Origin of the sequence: Polymorphospora sp. NPDC050346, from assembly GCF_040655695.1 — a bacterium.
Lineage (GTDB): Bacteria > Actinomycetota > Actinomycetes > Mycobacteriales > Micromonosporaceae > Polymorphospora > Polymorphospora lycopeni.
The window spans coordinates 1-15,848 of the sequence record NZ_JBFAKM010000040.1 but is presented as its reverse complement, the minus strand read 5'-3'; the positions used below and the strand labels follow the sequence as shown (position 1 = coordinate 15,848).

Sequence of the window (15,848 nt, the reverse complement as noted above, 5' to 3'; positions counted from 1 at the left end):
GTATCGGTCGTCCGGGCGCCGCGCACGACCAGCTCCCGGACCAGCCGCCTGCCCCTGGAGGTCCACCCATGACCTACCCCGCCGCCGGCGGCAACCGCCGGCTTCCACTGATCGTCGCCATCGTCGTCGGTCTGGTCGCGGTCGTCGGCACCTACCTGGTGTTACGCCCCGACGGGACGGAGGGCTCCGGCACCGGCGGCGACCGGGCGGCCCGTGGGGACTGCGTCCCGATCGAGGTCAACGCGTCGCTCGAAAAGGGCGACCTGATGGCCGAGTTGGCCGACAGCTACAACGACACCGGGCGCACCTTCGACGGCCGCTGCGCGGTCGTCAGCGTCCACAAGACCACGTCGGGCGCGGCGATGGACGCGATCGCGAGCGGCTGGGACCCGGAGCGCGACGGCGCCCCGGTCCCCCAGGTCTGGAGCCCGAGTTCGTCGCTCTGGCTCGACCTGCTCGAACAGCGTGGCGCGGCCACCGACAACCCGGTACGCATCGACGGCGACCGGCCGCCGGTGGCACAGAGCCCGGTGGTGCTGGCGATGCCGAAGCCGATGGCCGAGGCGCTCGGCTGGCCCAACGCGAAGATCGGCTGGTCCGACGTCCTCGCCCTGTCCTCCGACCCGGACGGATGGGGTTCCCGGGGGCGCCCCGAGTGGGGCCGGTTCGCCTTCGGCAAGGACAACCCGCACCTGTCCACCTCCGGCCTGGCCGCCACCGTCACCACCTACTACGCCGCCACCGGACGGTCGAGCGACCTGGTCGCCGCCGACATCACCGACCCGAAGGTGATGGACTTCGTCCGCAGCGTCGAGGGCGGCGTGCTGCACTACGCCGACGAGTCGATGAAGTTCCTCGCCAACCTCGCCGAGGTCGACGCGCAGGGACGGGCGATGTCGTACGTCAGCGCCGTGGTGCTCCAGGAGCAGCTGGTCCACCTCTACAACGAGGGCAACCCGCTGGGCGACCGGGCCCTGTTCGGCAAGGGGCGCAAGCCGCAGGTGCCGCTGGTCGCGGTGCACCCCGCCGACGGCATGCTGATGCTCGACCACCCGTACGTGACGCTGCCGTCGGCCAGCGACGACCAGCGGGCGGCGGCCGCCGACTTCCTGTCGTACCTGCAGCACGAGAACCAGCAGCGCCGCTTCGTCGAGCTGGGCTTCCGGGACCAGGACGGCCACCTCGACGAGGCCCGGGCCCGGTCGGTGGGCGCGCCCGCCGGCACCGCCCCGTCGACGATCAGCTCCCCCGGGCCGGAGATCCTGGCGAAGATCCTCGACGGCTGGGACACCCTGCGCAAGAAGGCGCAGGTCATGCTGGTGCTCGACGTCTCCGGCTCGATGGAGGAGCACACCGGTTCCGGCAAGACCAAGATGGAGGCGGCGAAGCAGGCCGCGACCCAGGCGCTGGACCTGCTGCATCCGGAGGACGAGGTCGCCCTCTGGACGTTCTCGACACCGGCGCGCGGCGCGACGAAGCCCTACACCGAACGGGTGCCGTTGTCCCGCATCGGCGACAGCAAGGCGAAGCTGACCACGGCGATCGGCGCGCTGCGCCCGGAGGGCGGCACCGGGCTCTACAGCACCATCCGGGACGCGCACGACCACATGCTGGAGCGGTTCAGCCCCGACCGGATCAACGCGGTGGTGGTGCTCACCGACGGCCGCAACGAATACCCGCGCGACAACGACCTCGACCAGTTGCTGCGCGACCTCGACGCGACCGGCCGGGAGCAGTCGGTACGGATCTTCTCGATCGCGTTCGGCGACAAGTCCGACCTCGGGGTGCTGGAGAAGATCTCGAAGGCGTCCCGCGCGGCCGCGTACGACGCCCGTGATCCGGACACCATCGATAAGGTGTTCATCTCGGTGCTGAGCAACTTCTGATCCTCGGGCCCGGTCGGGTCCGGCGGCCGCGGCGGTGCCGTCGCGGCCGCCCGGCCGCCGGGCACCGACTGGCGCCCCGTGGCACGGATGGGGCGGCCCGCCAATGGGTATCCGTAGCCCATGGGTGACGAGACGGGCGAACTGCTCGACGTGCTGGCCGACTACCGGGTCGAGGAGGACCACGACGACGACCCGGTCCTGCTGCGGGCCGACGGGCGTCCGGTCGACACCTGGCGCGAGGACTACCCGTACGACCACCGGCTCGGCCGGGAGGAGTACGACCAGGCGAAACGCCGGCTCCAGATCGAACTGCTCAAACTCCAGGAGTGGATCAAGGAGTCGGGCGAACGACTGGTGATCCTCTTCGAGGGGCGGGACGCGGCCGGCAAGGGCGGCACGATCAAACGCTTCATGGAACACCTCAACCCCCGCGGGGCACAGGTCGTCGCGCTCAACAAGCCGAACGAGCGGGAAAGCAGCCAGTGGTACCTGCAACGCTGGATCCGGCACCTGCCGGCGGCCGGCGAGATCGTGCTGTTCGACCGCTCCTGGTACAACCGGGCCGGCGTCGAGCGGGTGATGGGCTTCTGCACCCGCCGCGAATACCTGGAGTTCCTGCGGCAGGCGCCCGAGTTCGAGCGGATGCTCGTACGCTCCGGCCTCCGGCTGGTCAAGTTCTGGTTCTCGGTGTCGCAGAACGAGCAGCGGACCCGGTTCGCGATCCGCCAGGTCGACCCGGTCCGCCAGTGGAAGCTGTCGCCGATGGACCTCGCCTCGCTGGACAGGTGGGACGACTACACCGAGGCGAAGGAGGCGATGTTCTTCTGGACCGACACCGCCGACGCGCCGTGGACCGTGGTCAAGAGCAACGACAAGAAACGCGCCCGGCTCGAGGCGATGCGGCACGTGCTGGCCCGGTTCGACTACACCGACAAGGACCCCGAAGCGGTCGGCATCCCCGACCCGCTGATCGTCGGCCCGGCCGGGCTCGACCTACGCCCCGACGACCAGCCGGTGCACGTGTTTCCCCGGCTCTGACCCCGGCATCGCCGGCCACCGGAGCGCGGGGCGCCGCGGCCGTCACCACCGCGCGAAAGGCCGGCGTCACCAGCGGCCGAGGCGGGTGGCCAGGACCGCGAGGGCGGCGACACCGGCCGTCGACGTACGCAGCACCGCCTCGCCGAGGCGTACCGGCACCGCCCCGGCGGCGGTGAACGTGTCGACCTCGGCCCGGTCGATACCCCCCTCGGGGCCGACCACCAGCGTGATCTCCCCCGTTGCCGGCAGGTCGACGGTCGACAGGCGCTCGGTGGCCTCCTCGTGCAGCACGTACGCCGCCGCGCCGGCCGCGAGCCGCCGGGCCACCACCGCGGTGGACTCGTCGGGATCGCCGGCGACCGCCGGCAACCACGGGCGGCGGGCCTGCTTGGCCGCCTCGCGGGCGGTCGCGGCCCAGCGGTCCCGGGCCCGGGCGCCACGCCCGTCGCGCCACCGGACCACCGAGCGGGCCGCCGCCCAGGGCACGATCGTGTCGACGCCGACCTCGGTCATCGCCTGTACGGCGAGTTCGCCCCGGTCGCCCTTCGCGATGCCCTGCACGACGGTGAGCCGGGGGTCGGGGCGGTCGACGTGGCTCCGGTCGGTGACCCGCACGTCCAGGGTGCCCCGGCCGACGGCGACGACCTCGGCGGACGCGGTGCCGCCCCGGCCGTCGGCGAGCAGCAGCGGCTCGCCGACCCGCAGGCGCTGGACGGTCGCCGCGTGGTGCCCCTCGGGGCCGCCGAGGGTGTGCCGGTCGGTGGTGGGCAGGGCCTCGACGAGGAACAGCGGCGCGGACACGGGGACAGGCTAGCCGGACCGGGCCGGCCGGCGACCGTCAGCCGTGCCCGTTGAAGGCGTCGCGCATCCGGGAGAAGAAGCCGCCCTGCTTGCTGAGTTCGGCCACCTCCTCGCCCCGGGTCTTGGCGAAGTCGCGCAGCATCCGCTCCTGCTCGACGTCGAGCTTGGTCGGGGTTCGTACGTCGAGATGCACGTAGAGATCGCCGCGACCGGTGCCCCGCAGGTGCGGTACGCCCCGCGCCCGCAGCCGCATCGTCGAACCGGGTTGGGTGCCGGCCTTGACGTCGACCGGCTCCTCGCTGTCCAGCGTCTTGATGGTCAGCCGGGTGCCCAGCGCCGCCGCCGTCATCGGGACGGTGACCCGGCAGTGCAGGTCGTCGCCCTTGCGGGAGTAGACGTCGTGGACCCGCTCGTGGATCTCGACGTAGAGGTCGCCGGGCGTGCCGCCACCGGGGCCGACCTCGCCCTGCTGGGCCAGCCGGATCCGCATGCCGTCCTCGACCCCGGCCGGGATCTTGACGGTGAGCGACCGGCGGGTGCGGACCCGGCCCTCGCCGGCACACGTGCCGCACGGGTGCGGGATGACGGTGCCGTAGCCCTGGCAGGCCGTGCAGGGCCGGGCCGAGACGACCTGGCCGAGGAAGGTCCGCTGCACCGACTGCACCTCGCCCCGGCCGCCGCACGCCTCGCAGGTGGCGAGGTGGGTGCCGGCGGCCGTGCCGGCGCCGCTGCACGTGGTGCAGAGCACGGCGGTGTCGACGGTGATCGGCGCCTCGACGCCGAAGGCGGTCTCCACCAGGTCGAGTTCGAGCCGCAGGATGGCGTCGGCACCCGGCCGGGTGCGCGGCCGCGGGCCGCGGGTGCCGCCGGCCGCGCCGAAGAAGGCGTCCATGATGTCCTGGAAGCCCACGAACGGGCCGGCCCCGGCGCCACCGCCAGCCCCGCCTCCGCCCGGGGCGAGCGGGTCGCCACCGAGGTCGACGATCTGCCGCTTCCGGTCGTCGGAGAGGACCTCGTACGCCGCGTTGATGTCCTTGAACTTCTCGTGCGCTTCGGGGTCCGGGTTGACGTCCGGATGGTATTGGCGGGCCAATTTCCGGTAGGCCCGCTTGATCTCGTCGTCAGAGGCTTCCCGGCTGACGCCGAGAATCCCGTAGTAGTCCTTGGCCACTGCGTCTGGTGTCCTCATATCGGTCTCGCGTTTGCCGGCCTGATCGCTGGTGCTGCCGCGCCGCCCGAGTCTGCGCCGCCGCCGTGCGTCGGTCTCAGTTCTGCGCCAACAGGTCGCCTACGTAGCGTGCCACGGCGCGCACCGTGGCGATGGTGCCGGGGTAGTCCATCCGGGTCGGCCCGAGCACGCCCAGCCCACCGACGATGGTGGCTCCCGGGCCGTAGCCGGTGCTGACCACGGAGGCGGCCCGCAGGTTGTCGATCTCGTTCTCGTCGCCGATCCGGACCCGCAGGGTGCTGGGTTCGACCTCGCCGATGAGCTTGAGAAGGATGACCTCCTCTTCAAGCGCCTCGAGGATCGGCCGCAGCGACCCCTGGAAGTCGAGCAGCCCGCCGCGCGTCAGGTTGGCGGTGCCGGCGAGCGCGATGCGCTCCTCGTGCCGCTCGACCAGGGTCTCCAGCAGCACCGTCGACAGCGTCGTCATCGCCGGACGTACGGTCTGCGGCACCTCTTCGACCAGGGCCTGCACCAGCGGCGGGGTGTCGGCGAGCTTCTCACCGCAGAGCTTCTCGTTGACCCGGCGGCGCAGGTCGGTGACGTCGTCGGCGGCCACCGGCCCGGGCAGCTCGACCAGCCGCTGCTCGACCCGGCCGGTGTCGGCGATCATGACCAGCATCAGCCGGGTGGTCGAGATCGGCACCAGTTCCAGGTGGCGCACCGACGAACGGGCCAGGCTCGGGTACTGCACGACGGCGACCTGCCGGGTGAGCTGGGCGAGCAGCCGTACGGTCCGGTGCACGACGTCGTCGAGGTCGACCGCGCCGACCAGGAACCGCTCGATGGCCCGCCGCTCGGCCGGGGTCAGTGGCTTCACGCGGGACAGGCGGTCGACGAAGAGCCGGTAGCCCCGGTCGGTCGGGACCCGGCCGGCACTGGTGTGCGGCTGGCGGATGTAGCCCTCTTCCTCCAGCACCGCCATGTCGTTGCGTACGGTCGCCGGCGAGACGCCGAGCTGGTGCCGCTCGACCAGCGCCTTGCTGCCGACCGGCTCCTGCGTGGCGACGTAGTCCTCGACTATCGCCCGCAGGACGTCGAGCTTGCGGTCGTCGAGTCCCATCTCCACCTCCCTGCCCCCGATCGCGCCGGCCCCCGGTGCGTGGCGGGTGACCGCCGGGCCGTGCCGCGCGCATGACATCCGCCATGCCGACCCTCGACATGCTGGCACTCGACCGGGATGAGTGCCAGTCTACGACGCCAACCCTGGCCAGGCGATGATCGATATCAGGTACGAAAGCCGTATTCCAGACAGTCAGCCGGAATTCCACCACGGTCATCACGCCGTGACACAGCTCGACGGCCGGCCCGTCCACCACCCGGTCACCACGCCGTGACGACAGCTCAACGGCGAGCCGGTCCGGAAAGTGGCGCCCGGCCCGCGGGAAGTGGCCCGGGTGTCGTGTGGCGTTGGTTGATGCCGCCCCCTACCGTGGCCTCATGACTGAACCACCTCGCCCTCCGGGAGACGGAAATCCCGGATCGGTTCCGCCGGACCCCACGGCTCCTCTGACGCCCGGGTCCTACTCAGTGCCGGGCGAGGCGCCCTCCCCCGGCTTCCCGCCGGCCGGCGGCCAGCAGTACGGCGCGCCCGACCTCTCGAAGCAGAACAACCCGCAGCACGACGCTCCCGCCTCCGGCGGCGGCGCCTACCCGCCGCCGGGTTCCGGAGCCGGTGGCTACCCGCCGCCCTCGTCCGGCGCGGGCGGCTACCCGCCGCCCAGTTCCGGTGCGGGCGGCTACCCGCCCCCCGGCCAGGGCTACCCGCCGCCCGGTGGCGGTTACCCGCCCCAGGGCGGGGGCTATCCGCCCCAGGGTGGCGGCTACCCCCCGCAGGGTGGTGGCTACTACGGCGGCGGCCCGGCCCCGGCCGGCTACGCCAACAGCGACGAGAAGACGTGGGCGCTGATCGCCCACTTCGGCGGCGCGGTCGGCGCGCTGATCAGCGTGGGCCCGCTGGGCTTCGTCGGCCCGCTGATCTCCTACCTGGCCAAGGGCCAGCAGTCGCCGACGGTGCGCGCGCACGCGCTGGCCGCGCTCAACTTCCAGGTGCTCTGGTCGGGGATCGCCTTCCTGCTGCTCTTCGTGAGCTGGTGCCTGCTCTTCATCCCGAGCCTGATCGTCTTCGCGATCCAGATCATCTTCGGGATCCTGGGCGGCATGAAGGCCAACGAGGGACAGCTCTACAAGTACCCGATGTCGCCGAACTGGATCAAGTAACCCCGCACTCCCACGACGGGCCCGGCACGCGTGTGCCGGGCCCGTCGTCGTGCCGGCCCGCCGCCGTACCGGCAAGGTGACGGGCCGGCCCGGGTCGGGTCGGGTCCGTCGGCCTCCGCGTCCGCCCGGTGGCCGGCCGCCCTCAGGGCAGGACCGGCCGCCCTCAGGGCAGAAGGTCGCGTACGACCGCGTCGGCCAGCAACCGGCCGCGCAGGGTCAGCACCGCCCGGCCGGCGTCGTACGCGGCCCCGTCGAGCAGCCCGTCGGCGAGCGCCCGCCGCGCCGCGACCCGCCCGGCGTCGTCGAGCACCGGCAGCGGCAGGCCGGTCGCCAGCCGGAGCCGCAGCATCACGTCCTCGGTGTGCCGGTCGGTGCCGGAGAGCATCTCGCGCCCCTGGCCGGGCGAGGCACCGTCGGCCAGCCGGGCCGCGTACGCCGACGGGTGCTTGACGTTCCACCAGCGCACCCCGCCGACGTGGCTGTGCGCCCCCGGCCCGAGCCCCCACCAGTCGCCGCCGGTCCAGTAGAGCAGGTTGTGCCGGCAGCGGGCGTCCGGCGACGTCGCCCAGTTCGACACCTCGTACCAGGAGAAGCCGGCCGCGCCGAGGGCGGCCTCGGCGGCCAGGTAGCGGTCGGCCGCCACGTCGTCCGACGGGTACGGCAGTTCGCCGCGCCCCATCCGGGCGGCCAGCCGGGTGCCGTCCTCCACGATCAGCGCGTACGCGCTCACGTGGTCGACCCCGGCGGCCACCACGGCCGCCAGCGACGCGGCGAAGTCGTCGGCGCTCTCCCCCGGCGTGCCGTAGATCAGGTCGAGGTTGACGTGGTCGAAGCCGGCGTCGCGGGCCTCGGCGGCGGCGGCGGTGGCCCGGCCGGCGGTGTGCCGACGGTCGAGCACCGCGAGCACGCCGGGGGCGGCCGACTGCATGCCCAGCGAGATCCGGGTGTAGCCGGCGGCCCGCAGTGTCTTGAGCGACTCCGGGGTCACCGACTCCGGGTTGGCCTCGGTGGTGACCTCGGCGTCCGGCGCGAGGCCCCAGGTGGCGTCGATCCGCTCCAGGATCCGGGCCAGGTCGTCGGCGGGCAGCAGGGTGGGGGTGCCGCCGCCGACGAAGACGGTGTCGATCCGGGGCGGCGGGTTGTCGCCGAGCACCCGGGCGGCGAGGTCCAGCTCGGCCAGCACGCTGTCGGCGTACGTCTCCCGGCGCACCCCGCCGCCCAGTTCCTGCGCCGTGTACGTGTTGAAGTCGCAGTAGCCGCACCGGCTGGCGCAGAAGGGGACGTGCACGTACACGCCGAACCGCTGGCGGCCGACCGCGGCGAGGGCGGCGGGCGGCAGCGACCCGTCGGCGGGCACGGGTTGTCCATCGGGAAGTTCGCCTGGCATGCGACTAGTGTGCCCGCATGCCTACTGCCGACGACGCCCTCGTCCGGGTCACCACCCGGGCCGGGGTGACGATGCTGACGCTGGACAGCCCGCCCAACCGCAACGCGCTGTCCACCCCGCTGATGACCGAACTGCTCCGGGCGCTCGACGCGGCCGTGGCCGACGACACGGTCCGGGTGGTGGTGCTCTCGCACACCGGCCCGGTCTTCTGTTCCGGCGCCGACCTGAAGGAGACCGCCGCCGCGTACGCCAGCGGCACGGTCCCGGCCGGGATGCTGGGTGACGTGCTGGCGGCGCTGTGGGAGTGCCCGAAGCCGGTGGTGGCCCGGGTCGGCGGCGCGGCACGGGCGGGCGGCCTGGGGCTGGTGGCGGCGGCCGACATCGCGGTCTGCGCGGACACGGCGACGTTCGCGTTCACCGAGGTGCGGATCGGGGTGGTCCCGGCGGTGATCTCGGCGACCGTGCTGCCCCGGCTGGCGCCGCGCGCGGCCGCCGAGCTGTACCTGACCGGTGAGACCTTCGACGGGCGACGGGCCGCCGAGGTGGGGCTGGTGACCGCGGCGGTGCCGGCGGACACCCTCGACGAGGTGGTCGGCGAGTACTGCGCGGCCCTGGTCCGCGGTGCGCCCCGGGCCCTCGCCGGTGCGAAAGAGCTGCTCCGGCGCCGCGAGGCGACTACCGTCCGTAATGAGGTTGCGGAACTTTCCGCACTGTCGACCGGCTATTTCCTGTCCGAAGAGGGGCGCGAGGGGGTGGCCGCCTTCCGGGAAAAGCGTCCGCCTTCCTGGCTTCCACAGACCTGAATGGGTTGCGCGGCACCAGCCGGCCGCTCGGCGGGACTCCCCGGATAGCGCCATACCGCTCACCGAACGCGGTATATCGCACAACCGGACGTACGCTTGGCGACGACTCAACAGGGGGTGACGGTGCGTACTCGGGCAGCGGTGGGCGGTTTCGTGGCACTGGCGGCGGTCGCCGGGCTTGGCGTGTACCTCGGCAGGACCGACTTCGGTATCGACATACCGCTGCCCCGGCCGGCCCGCAGTTGCACCGTCGCCGCGCCGGCCGACCAGTTGCCCGCCGGCGCGGCGACCGACCTGACCCTCAACCCGGAGCAGATGGCCAACGCGGCCACGATTTCGGCGGTCGGCGTGACGATGGGCATGTCGGAGGAGGCGGTCGTGGTGGCGCTGGCGACCGCGTTCCAGGAGTCGAAGCTGGAGAACCTGGCCGGCGGCGACCGCGACTCCATCGGGCTGTTCCAGCAGCGGCCGAGCCAGGGTTGGGGCACTCCGGAACAGATCCGTGACCCTCGTTACGCGGCGACGAAGTTCTACGCCGGGCTGAAGAAGGTGCGCGGCTGGGAGGAGATGCGGGTCACCGAGGCCGCTCAGGCGGTCCAGCGTTCGGCCTTCCCGGAGTTGTACGAGCAGTGGAAGGACGAGTCGCAGTTGCTGGCCAGTGCCCTGGTGGGCAACACCGTGGGCGCGGTGGCCTGCTCGGTCGCCCGGGAGCCGGTGGTTCGCGGCAACGCGGCGGCGGCGGGCCTGGTCAACGGCCTGGTGCTGGACTGGGGCGAGGTGCAGACGGCGAGCCCGGCGGAGCTTCTCGGGTTGACGGTGTCGGCCGCCGACAGCCGGGTCGGTTGGCGTTACGCGCACTGGCTGGTGTCGCACGCGGGCGACCACGGGGTGAAGCGGGTGCGCTTCGGTGACCGGGAGTGGACGGCCAACGAGGGCGAGTGGTCACGCATCGACGGAACGACCGGGGCGGGCGAGGTCGTCGCCGAGGTCTTCGGCGACTCCTGACCGGTCGAAAATCGTCGCCAGGGTCTTCGGCGACTCCTGACCGGTCAAAACAGGCGAGCCTTACTGACCTACAGTCACCGCACAATCCGGCAAATGGTCCTTTATCCCGAACCATCAACAGCACTCAGCGACACTAAGTAATCGCACGCTCTCTTCACGTAAGGGATTGGCCCGAGTCGGCGAAACAGTGCCATTCGGCCCGATGTCGGCGCTCGGCCCTGGGGTTACGATCGGCAGCCTGTGCCGAAAGGCTTCGCTAGGCGGAGGGAATGAACGCCGTGTTCGATTACGGTGGCCGGACCGGTTACGAACCGATCAGTGACGTCGACCGCAAGGAATTCCACGAGCAGGGTTTCCTGCTCCTGCGCAACGTGCTGACGGAGGATCACCGCGCCGCGCTCGAGGCGGCTGTCGACCGTGTCTACGCGGAGGAGAAGGCGGCCGGCAACACCACCAAGGACGGCACGCTGCACCTGCTGGGCTTCCTGGAGCGCGACGAACTCTTCGGCCAGCTCCTCACCCACCCGATCGCCTTCCCGTACATGTGGGGCCTGGCCGGGTGGAACATCTACACCCACCACAACCACCTCGACGTGACGCCGCCGGCGCTGGAGCCGGAGAAGCCGTACTGGGGCTGGCACCAGGACGGCTACCGGCAGAACTCGGACCCCGAGACCATGGACCCGAACCTGCCGCGGCCCATGTTCTCGCTCAAGGTCGCCTACGTCCTCTCCGACCTGTCGGAGAACGGCCGGGGCGCCACCAAGGTCATCCCGGGCAGCCACCTGTGGAACTCGCTGCCCCGGCCGACCGACCTGACGGTGCACAACCCGGACCCCGAGGGGACCGTGGAGATCACCGCCAACCCGGGTGACGCGTTCATCTTCGACCGCCGCCAGTGGCACTCGCGGTCGACGAACCTGTCGAACATCACCCGCAAGATGCTCTTCGTCGGCTACACCTACCGGTGGATCCGGCCGCTCGACGAACTGCACCCCGACCTGGCCGGCGAGTGGTACCAGAACCGCACCCCGGTCCAGCGGCAGCTGCTCGGCGAGGGCACCCACACCGCCAACTACTGGGGCATCAACTGGAACGGGTACGTCGACGACGAGATCCCGCTGCGCAAGGAGCTGAAGGAGCGCGGTCTGCTCGACCGCAGCATCCCCTGGCTGCGCTGATCCGTACGACGTCGAGAGGCCCCCGCCGCGTTCGCGGCGGGGGCCTCTCCGCGTACCCGGCCACCGAGGAAAGGACTTGCCCGCCGGGAAAGTGGACTGCTACTTTCCTATCAGGAAAGCACTAGCCCGACGGTGAAGTGGGAGACCGCCATGAAACCCGACCCGATCCCGGCCGGCGAGGCCGCCCGCGCCCTCCAGGAGGTCCGCCACCGACGCGACCAGGTGGCGGGCACCCAAGTCGTCCCCGACTGGTTCTGGGCCACCCTCGGCGTCCTGCTGGTCGCCTTCATCGGCAGCATCGAGAGCGAGATCCCCTGGCTGGTCGCCACCGGCTCGGTGGTCTACGCCGTCGGTCTCGCCACGCTGATCTTCGCGCTCCTGCGGCGCGGCGGCCCCCAGATCCGCAACAACCTGATCGGCGCCCGCGGCGGACTGGCCATCACCGGCCTGACGCTCGGCCTGGTGGCCGTCGGGCTCGGGGTCGCGTTCGGCGTGCACGCACTGGGCGTGCCGCTACCGGGGACGGTCGGCGCGGCGGCCGTCGCCCTGGCCATGGTCATCGGCGGTCCGCTGCTGATGCGCTACCTGCGGCGGGTGATGAGTTCACGGCCGGTCGGCGGGCTGCGGTGACCGCGCCCCGCTTCGACGAACTGATCCACGCCCCCACCCGGCTGTCCATCGTCAGCCTGCTCGGCGCCACCGAGTGGGCCGAGTTCAGATACGTCCGCGACAGCGTCGGCCTGTCCGACTCGGCGCTGTCCAAGCAGCTGACCACCCTGGAGGAGGCGGGCTACGTGCAGATCCGCAAGGCCTTCGTCGGCAAGCGGGCGCAGACCACCGTACGGCTCACCCCGGCCGGACGGGCCGCCTTCGCCGGGCACGTGGCGGCCCTGCAGGAGATCGTCGCCCGTGCCGGCGTCGACACCCGGCTCGTCCCGTGAGGGCCGGCGCGGACCCGACCGGCCGTTCGGGCGGGCGCGGCCCCGGCCGGTCGGCCCTTGGCGGACCCGGCCGGGTCAGCCCTTGACGGCGCCGGCCACCAGGCCGGAGACCATCCGCCGCTGCACCGCGATGAAGAAGATCATCACCGGCAGGGTGAGCAGCGTGGAGGCGGCCATGACCGATCCCCAGGCGGTGTCGTCGCGGCCGAAGAAGAACGTCATCGCCACCGGCAGGGTGTAACGGTTCTGGTCGTTGATGAAGGTCAACGCGAAGATCAGCTCGTTCCACGCGACGATGAACGAGAAGATGCTGGTCGCGACCAGGCCGGGGGCGACCAGCGGCAGCAGGATGCGCCAGAACGTCTGCGCCCGGTTGGCCCCGTCGATGGCGGCGGCCTCCTCCAGTTCCTTCGGTACGGCGGCCACGAACCCGCGCAGCATCCACACCGCGAACGGCAGCGAGAACCCGATGTACGTCAGGATCAGGCTCGGCAGGGTGTTGTAGAGCCCGAGCCGCTGGATCATGAAGAACAGCGGGATGACCAGCGCCTCCAGCGGGATCATCTGCACCACCAGCAGCATGATCAGGAACGAGGTGCGGAGCCGGAACCGGAAGCGCGCCACCGCCGTCGCGGCCAGCAGGGCGATCAGCCCGCTGACGAGCACGGTCGCGACCGCGACCAGCAGGCTGTTGACGAAGAAGTCGGTGAACGTGACGCCCGGGATCAGGTTGCCGGTGAGGATCTCCCGGTAGTGCTGCAGCGTCGGCTCGCGCGGCACCGGCTGCGGCGTCGACGAGAAGATCTCCCGGTTGGGCTTGAACGACGTCGAGATCATCCAGAAGACCGGGAAGACCGCGAACAGCGCGACCAGCAGACCGGTCGCGTTCAGGGCGGCGCGCTTCACAGCTCCTCCTGCTTGAGCAGGGCCCGGATGTAGAACCCGGTGACGACCAGCAGGATCAGCGTGAGGATGACGGCGGCCGCCGACCCCAGGCCGTACTTGGGCGGGGGCGAGAAGGCCGTGGCGTACGAGTAGATGCTCAGCATGTACGTCGACCGGTCCTGGGTGCCGCCGGCCAGCGCGTACTGCTGGGTGAAGACCTTGAAGTCCCAGATGGTCGACAGCACCACCAGGATGCCGAAGACCGGCCGCAGCAGCGGGAAGGTGATCGACCAGAAGACCTTCCAGGGGCCGGCGCCGTCGACCCGGGCCGCCTCGTGCAGTTCACTCGGCACGCTCTTCAGGCCGGCCAGCACGCTCACCGCGATGAACGGGAACGAGTGCCAGACCACGACCAGGGTCAGGATGGCGAAGAAGAGCAGCGGATCGTTGAACCAGCCGTAACCGGTCCAGTTGGCGCGGCCGAAGAGCGCCTCGGACAGCCCGTCGGGCAGTGCGTTGAAGAACCAGGTGACCAGGCCACTGGTGTCGTCGAAGATCCACTTCCAGACGATCGCGCCGGTCAGCGCCGGGGTGGCCCAGGCCAGCATCACGCAACTGCCGACGAAGGTCGCCATCCGCCGGCCGAGCCGGTTGAGCAGCAGGCCGACCAGGGTCCCCAGGATCATCGTGAGGACCACGTTCGCGGCCGCGAAGAGCACGGTGTTGCGCAGCACCGTACGGAAGAACGGGTCGCCGAGGATCTCGGCGTAGTTGCCCAGGCCGGCCCACGGCCACTCGCGCTCGCCGCGCACCTGGCGGACGCTGTCCAGGTCGTACAGCGACATCACCACGACCTGGCCGAGCGGCCAGAGCAGCAGTACGCCGATGACCAGCGCGCAGGGCAGCAGCAGCAGGTACGGCACGTGGTCCAGCCGGCGGCGCCGCCGGGCGGGGGTCGCCCGCCCGGCGGCGCTCTCGGGTGCCTTGGTCAGCGTCGTCACTGCGCGTTGAGGATGCTTTCCATCTCGGCGGCGGCATCGGCGGTGGCCTGTTCGACCGTCTTCTGCCCCTTCATGATCGAGCTGTTCATGGCCTGGGTGACCGTCCGGTTCCGGCTGACCTCGACCCACTTGGGCGTCATCGGGGTCAGCTTGGTGCTCTTCATCGTGGTCGCGAAGGCGGCCATGATCTTGTCACCGGCATACTTCTCGCTGCCCACGAGGTCCTGGTAGACCGGGAAGAAGCCCACGCTGTCGGCGAACTTCTGGGCGTTGGTCTTGTTGAGCAGGATGGTGGTGTAGTCCCAGGCCAGGTCCTTGACCTTGCTGTCCTCCCAGATCGCGACGTCCGAGCCGCCGGCGAAGGCCGGTGCCGGCTGGCCGTTCGGGCCGGGGATCGGGAAGGTGCCCCACACCTTCTCGATGTCGGGGTTGTCCTTCTTGATCGCACCCTGCTGCCAACTGCCGGCGAACGCCATCGCCGCCTTCCCGGTGGCGAACTGGGTACGGGCGTCGACCTCGTTCCACCCGGCGGCGGCCGGTGGGGCGATCTTGTGGACGGTGACCATCTCGGTCCAGAACTTCACCGCGGACTGCGCCTGCGGGCTGGTGTAGCCGGACTTCCAGTTGGTGCCGCTGCCGGTGGCGATCTCGCCGCCGGCGGCCCACAGGAACGAGTAGAAGGGCAACTCGGAATTGCCGGGCAGGGCGATGCCGTAGGCGTCGGGCCGCTTGGCCTGCACCGCCTTGCCGGCGGCGATCAACTCCTCCCAGGTCGTCGGCGGCTTGGTGACACCGGCCTCGGCGAACCAGTCGGTGCGGTAGTAGATGCCGCGGACGCCGGCGTACCACGGCACGCCGTACTGCTTGCCGTCGAGCTGGGCGTTCTTCACCAGGTCGGGCAGGATGTCCTTGCCCTCGGTCCAGCCGGCCATCCGGTCGCTGATGTCGGCCAGCGCCTCCTGCGCCGCCCAGCCCTGCGTCTCGGTGTTGCCGAGTTCGGTGACGTCCGGGCCCTCACCGCCGGCGAGCGCGGCCTGGAACTTCTTCGGCGCCTCCAGCCACGGGATGTACTGCACCACCACGTCGGTGTCGGGGTGCTTGCGCTGGAACTCCGCCTCGACCTCGGCGAGGAACGCGGTCTGCGTCTCGCTGCCCTCGCCCATCATCCAGACCGTGAGCTTGCTGGTGTCGGCCGCCTCGTCACCGCCGCCACACGCGGTGAGCAGCATCGCGGCCGAGGCCACCACGGCGGTGACCGGCGCTCTCCACTTCTTCACGACACCCTCCCCTACCCGGCATTTACCTTCCCCGCCGCACCCTAGTAGGAAAATTTCCTTTACGACAGGGGGTGGTCCGGGTCACTTCACGGCGGGCACCGGGCAGCAACGTAGAGGAAATTTTCCTACTAGGGTGCGGCGGGGAAGGTAAATGCCGGGTAGGGGAGGGTGTCGTGAAGAAGTGGAGAGCGCCGGTCA

Annotated in this window: 15 protein-coding genes; 8 read left to right on the top strand and 7 right to left on the bottom strand. The window is 71.2% G+C overall.

Translation table 11 applies throughout. From position 1 onward, the window contains the following. Positions 1–68 precede the first annotated feature (68 nt). Both AB0I42_RS30470 and ppk2 read left to right on the top strand, forming a co-directional pair. A complete protein-coding gene (locus AB0I42_RS30470) occupies positions 69–1,886 on the top strand; it encodes a substrate-binding and VWA domain-containing protein (protein ID WP_357542686.1) in 1,818 nt (605 codons plus the stop codon). Between the two features lie 120 nt (positions 1,887–2,006). Continuing rightward, a complete protein-coding gene (gene ppk2 / locus AB0I42_RS30465; RefSeq protein WP_357542684.1) occupies positions 2,007–2,924 on the top strand; it encodes a polyphosphate kinase 2 in 918 nt (305 codons plus the stop codon). 66 nt (positions 2,925–2,990) lie between these two features. On the opposite strand, the gene AB0I42_RS30460 is transcribed toward ppk2, so the two are convergent. From AB0I42_RS30460 to hrcA, 3 genes are all read right to left on the bottom strand, one after another. Then, entirely contained in the window at positions 2,991–3,725 is a 735-nt protein-coding gene (locus AB0I42_RS30460; protein WP_357542682.1) for a 16S rRNA (uracil(1498)-N(3))-methyltransferase, read from the bottom strand. A gap of 37 nt (positions 3,726–3,762) precedes the next feature. Then, positions 3,763–4,896, bottom strand: coding sequence for a molecular chaperone DnaJ (dnaJ, locus tag AB0I42_RS30455; RefSeq protein ID WP_357542794.1), 1,134 nt, complete (start codon positions 4,894–4,896; stop codon positions 3,763–3,765). 94 nt (positions 4,897–4,990) lie between these two features. Continuing rightward, a complete protein-coding gene (hrcA, locus tag AB0I42_RS30450) occupies positions 4,991–6,013 on the bottom strand; it encodes a heat-inducible transcriptional repressor HrcA (RefSeq protein ID WP_357542680.1) in 1,023 nt (340 codons plus the stop codon). Between the two features lie 467 nt (positions 6,014–6,480). On the opposite strand from hrcA, the gene AB0I42_RS30445 reads away from it, so the two are divergent. Further along, complete coding sequence (locus tag AB0I42_RS30445; protein ID WP_357542678.1) at positions 6,481–7,170, top strand: DUF4870 domain-containing protein; 690 nt, start codon at positions 6,481–6,483, stop codon at positions 7,168–7,170. Positions 7,171–7,333: 163 nt separating this feature from the next. Here AB0I42_RS30445 and hemW read toward each other — a convergent pair whose 3' ends face one another. Next, positions 7,334–8,557 carry a radical SAM family heme chaperone HemW gene (gene hemW, locus AB0I42_RS30440; RefSeq protein ID WP_357542676.1) on the bottom strand — a complete coding sequence of 408 codons (1,224 nt, stop codon included), beginning with the start codon at positions 8,555–8,557 and terminating at the stop codon, positions 7,334–7,336. 17 nt (positions 8,558–8,574) lie between these two features. Between hemW and AB0I42_RS30435 the strand changes: the two genes are divergently transcribed. The 5 genes from AB0I42_RS30435 (at position 8,575) to AB0I42_RS30415 (ending at position 12,487) form a co-directional block, all read left to right on the top strand. Next, positions 8,575–9,360, top strand: a complete 786-nt coding sequence (locus tag AB0I42_RS30435; RefSeq protein WP_357542674.1) for an enoyl-CoA hydratase-related protein — start codon at positions 8,575–8,577, stop codon at positions 9,358–9,360. Positions 9,361–9,477: 117 nt separating this feature from the next. Beyond that, entirely contained in the window at positions 9,478–10,365 is an 888-nt protein-coding gene (locus AB0I42_RS30430; protein ID WP_357542672.1) for a hypothetical protein, read from the top strand. Between the two features lie 269 nt (positions 10,366–10,634). Beyond that, positions 10,635–11,546, top strand: coding sequence for a phytanoyl-CoA dioxygenase family protein (locus AB0I42_RS30425; RefSeq protein ID WP_212821770.1), 912 nt, complete (start codon positions 10,635–10,637; stop codon positions 11,544–11,546). A 150-nt stretch (positions 11,547–11,696) separates the two neighbouring features. Next, the gene (locus AB0I42_RS30420; protein WP_357542670.1) at positions 11,697–12,176 is read left to right on the top strand and encodes a hypothetical protein; all 480 of its coding nucleotides are present in this window, start codon (positions 11,697–11,699) and stop codon (positions 12,174–12,176) included. Further along, positions 12,173–12,487 carry a transcriptional regulator gene (locus AB0I42_RS30415; protein ID WP_357542668.1) on the top strand — a complete coding sequence of 105 codons (315 nt, stop codon included), beginning with the start codon at positions 12,173–12,175 and terminating at the stop codon, positions 12,485–12,487. Before AB0I42_RS30420 ends, AB0I42_RS30415 begins: the two co-directional genes overlap by 4 nt. A 75-nt stretch (positions 12,488–12,562) precedes the next feature. Here AB0I42_RS30415 and AB0I42_RS30410 read toward each other — a convergent pair whose 3' ends face one another. The 3 genes from AB0I42_RS30410 to AB0I42_RS30400 are packed head-to-tail and all read right to left on the bottom strand — an operon-like array spanning position 12,563 to position 15,650. Further along, entirely contained in the window at positions 12,563–13,393 is an 831-nt protein-coding gene (locus tag AB0I42_RS30410; protein WP_357542666.1) for a carbohydrate ABC transporter permease, read from the bottom strand. Next, the gene (locus AB0I42_RS30405; protein WP_357542664.1) at positions 13,390–14,373 is read right to left on the bottom strand and encodes a sugar ABC transporter permease; all 984 of its coding nucleotides are present in this window, start codon (positions 14,371–14,373) and stop codon (positions 13,390–13,392) included. Before AB0I42_RS30405 ends, AB0I42_RS30410 begins: the two co-directional genes overlap by 4 nt. Next, the gene (locus AB0I42_RS30400; protein WP_357542662.1) at positions 14,370–15,650 is read right to left on the bottom strand and encodes a sugar ABC transporter substrate-binding protein; all 1,281 of its coding nucleotides are present in this window, start codon (positions 15,648–15,650) and stop codon (positions 14,370–14,372) included. Before AB0I42_RS30400 ends, AB0I42_RS30405 begins: the two co-directional genes overlap by 4 nt. Positions 15,651–15,848: the final 198 nt, after the last annotated feature.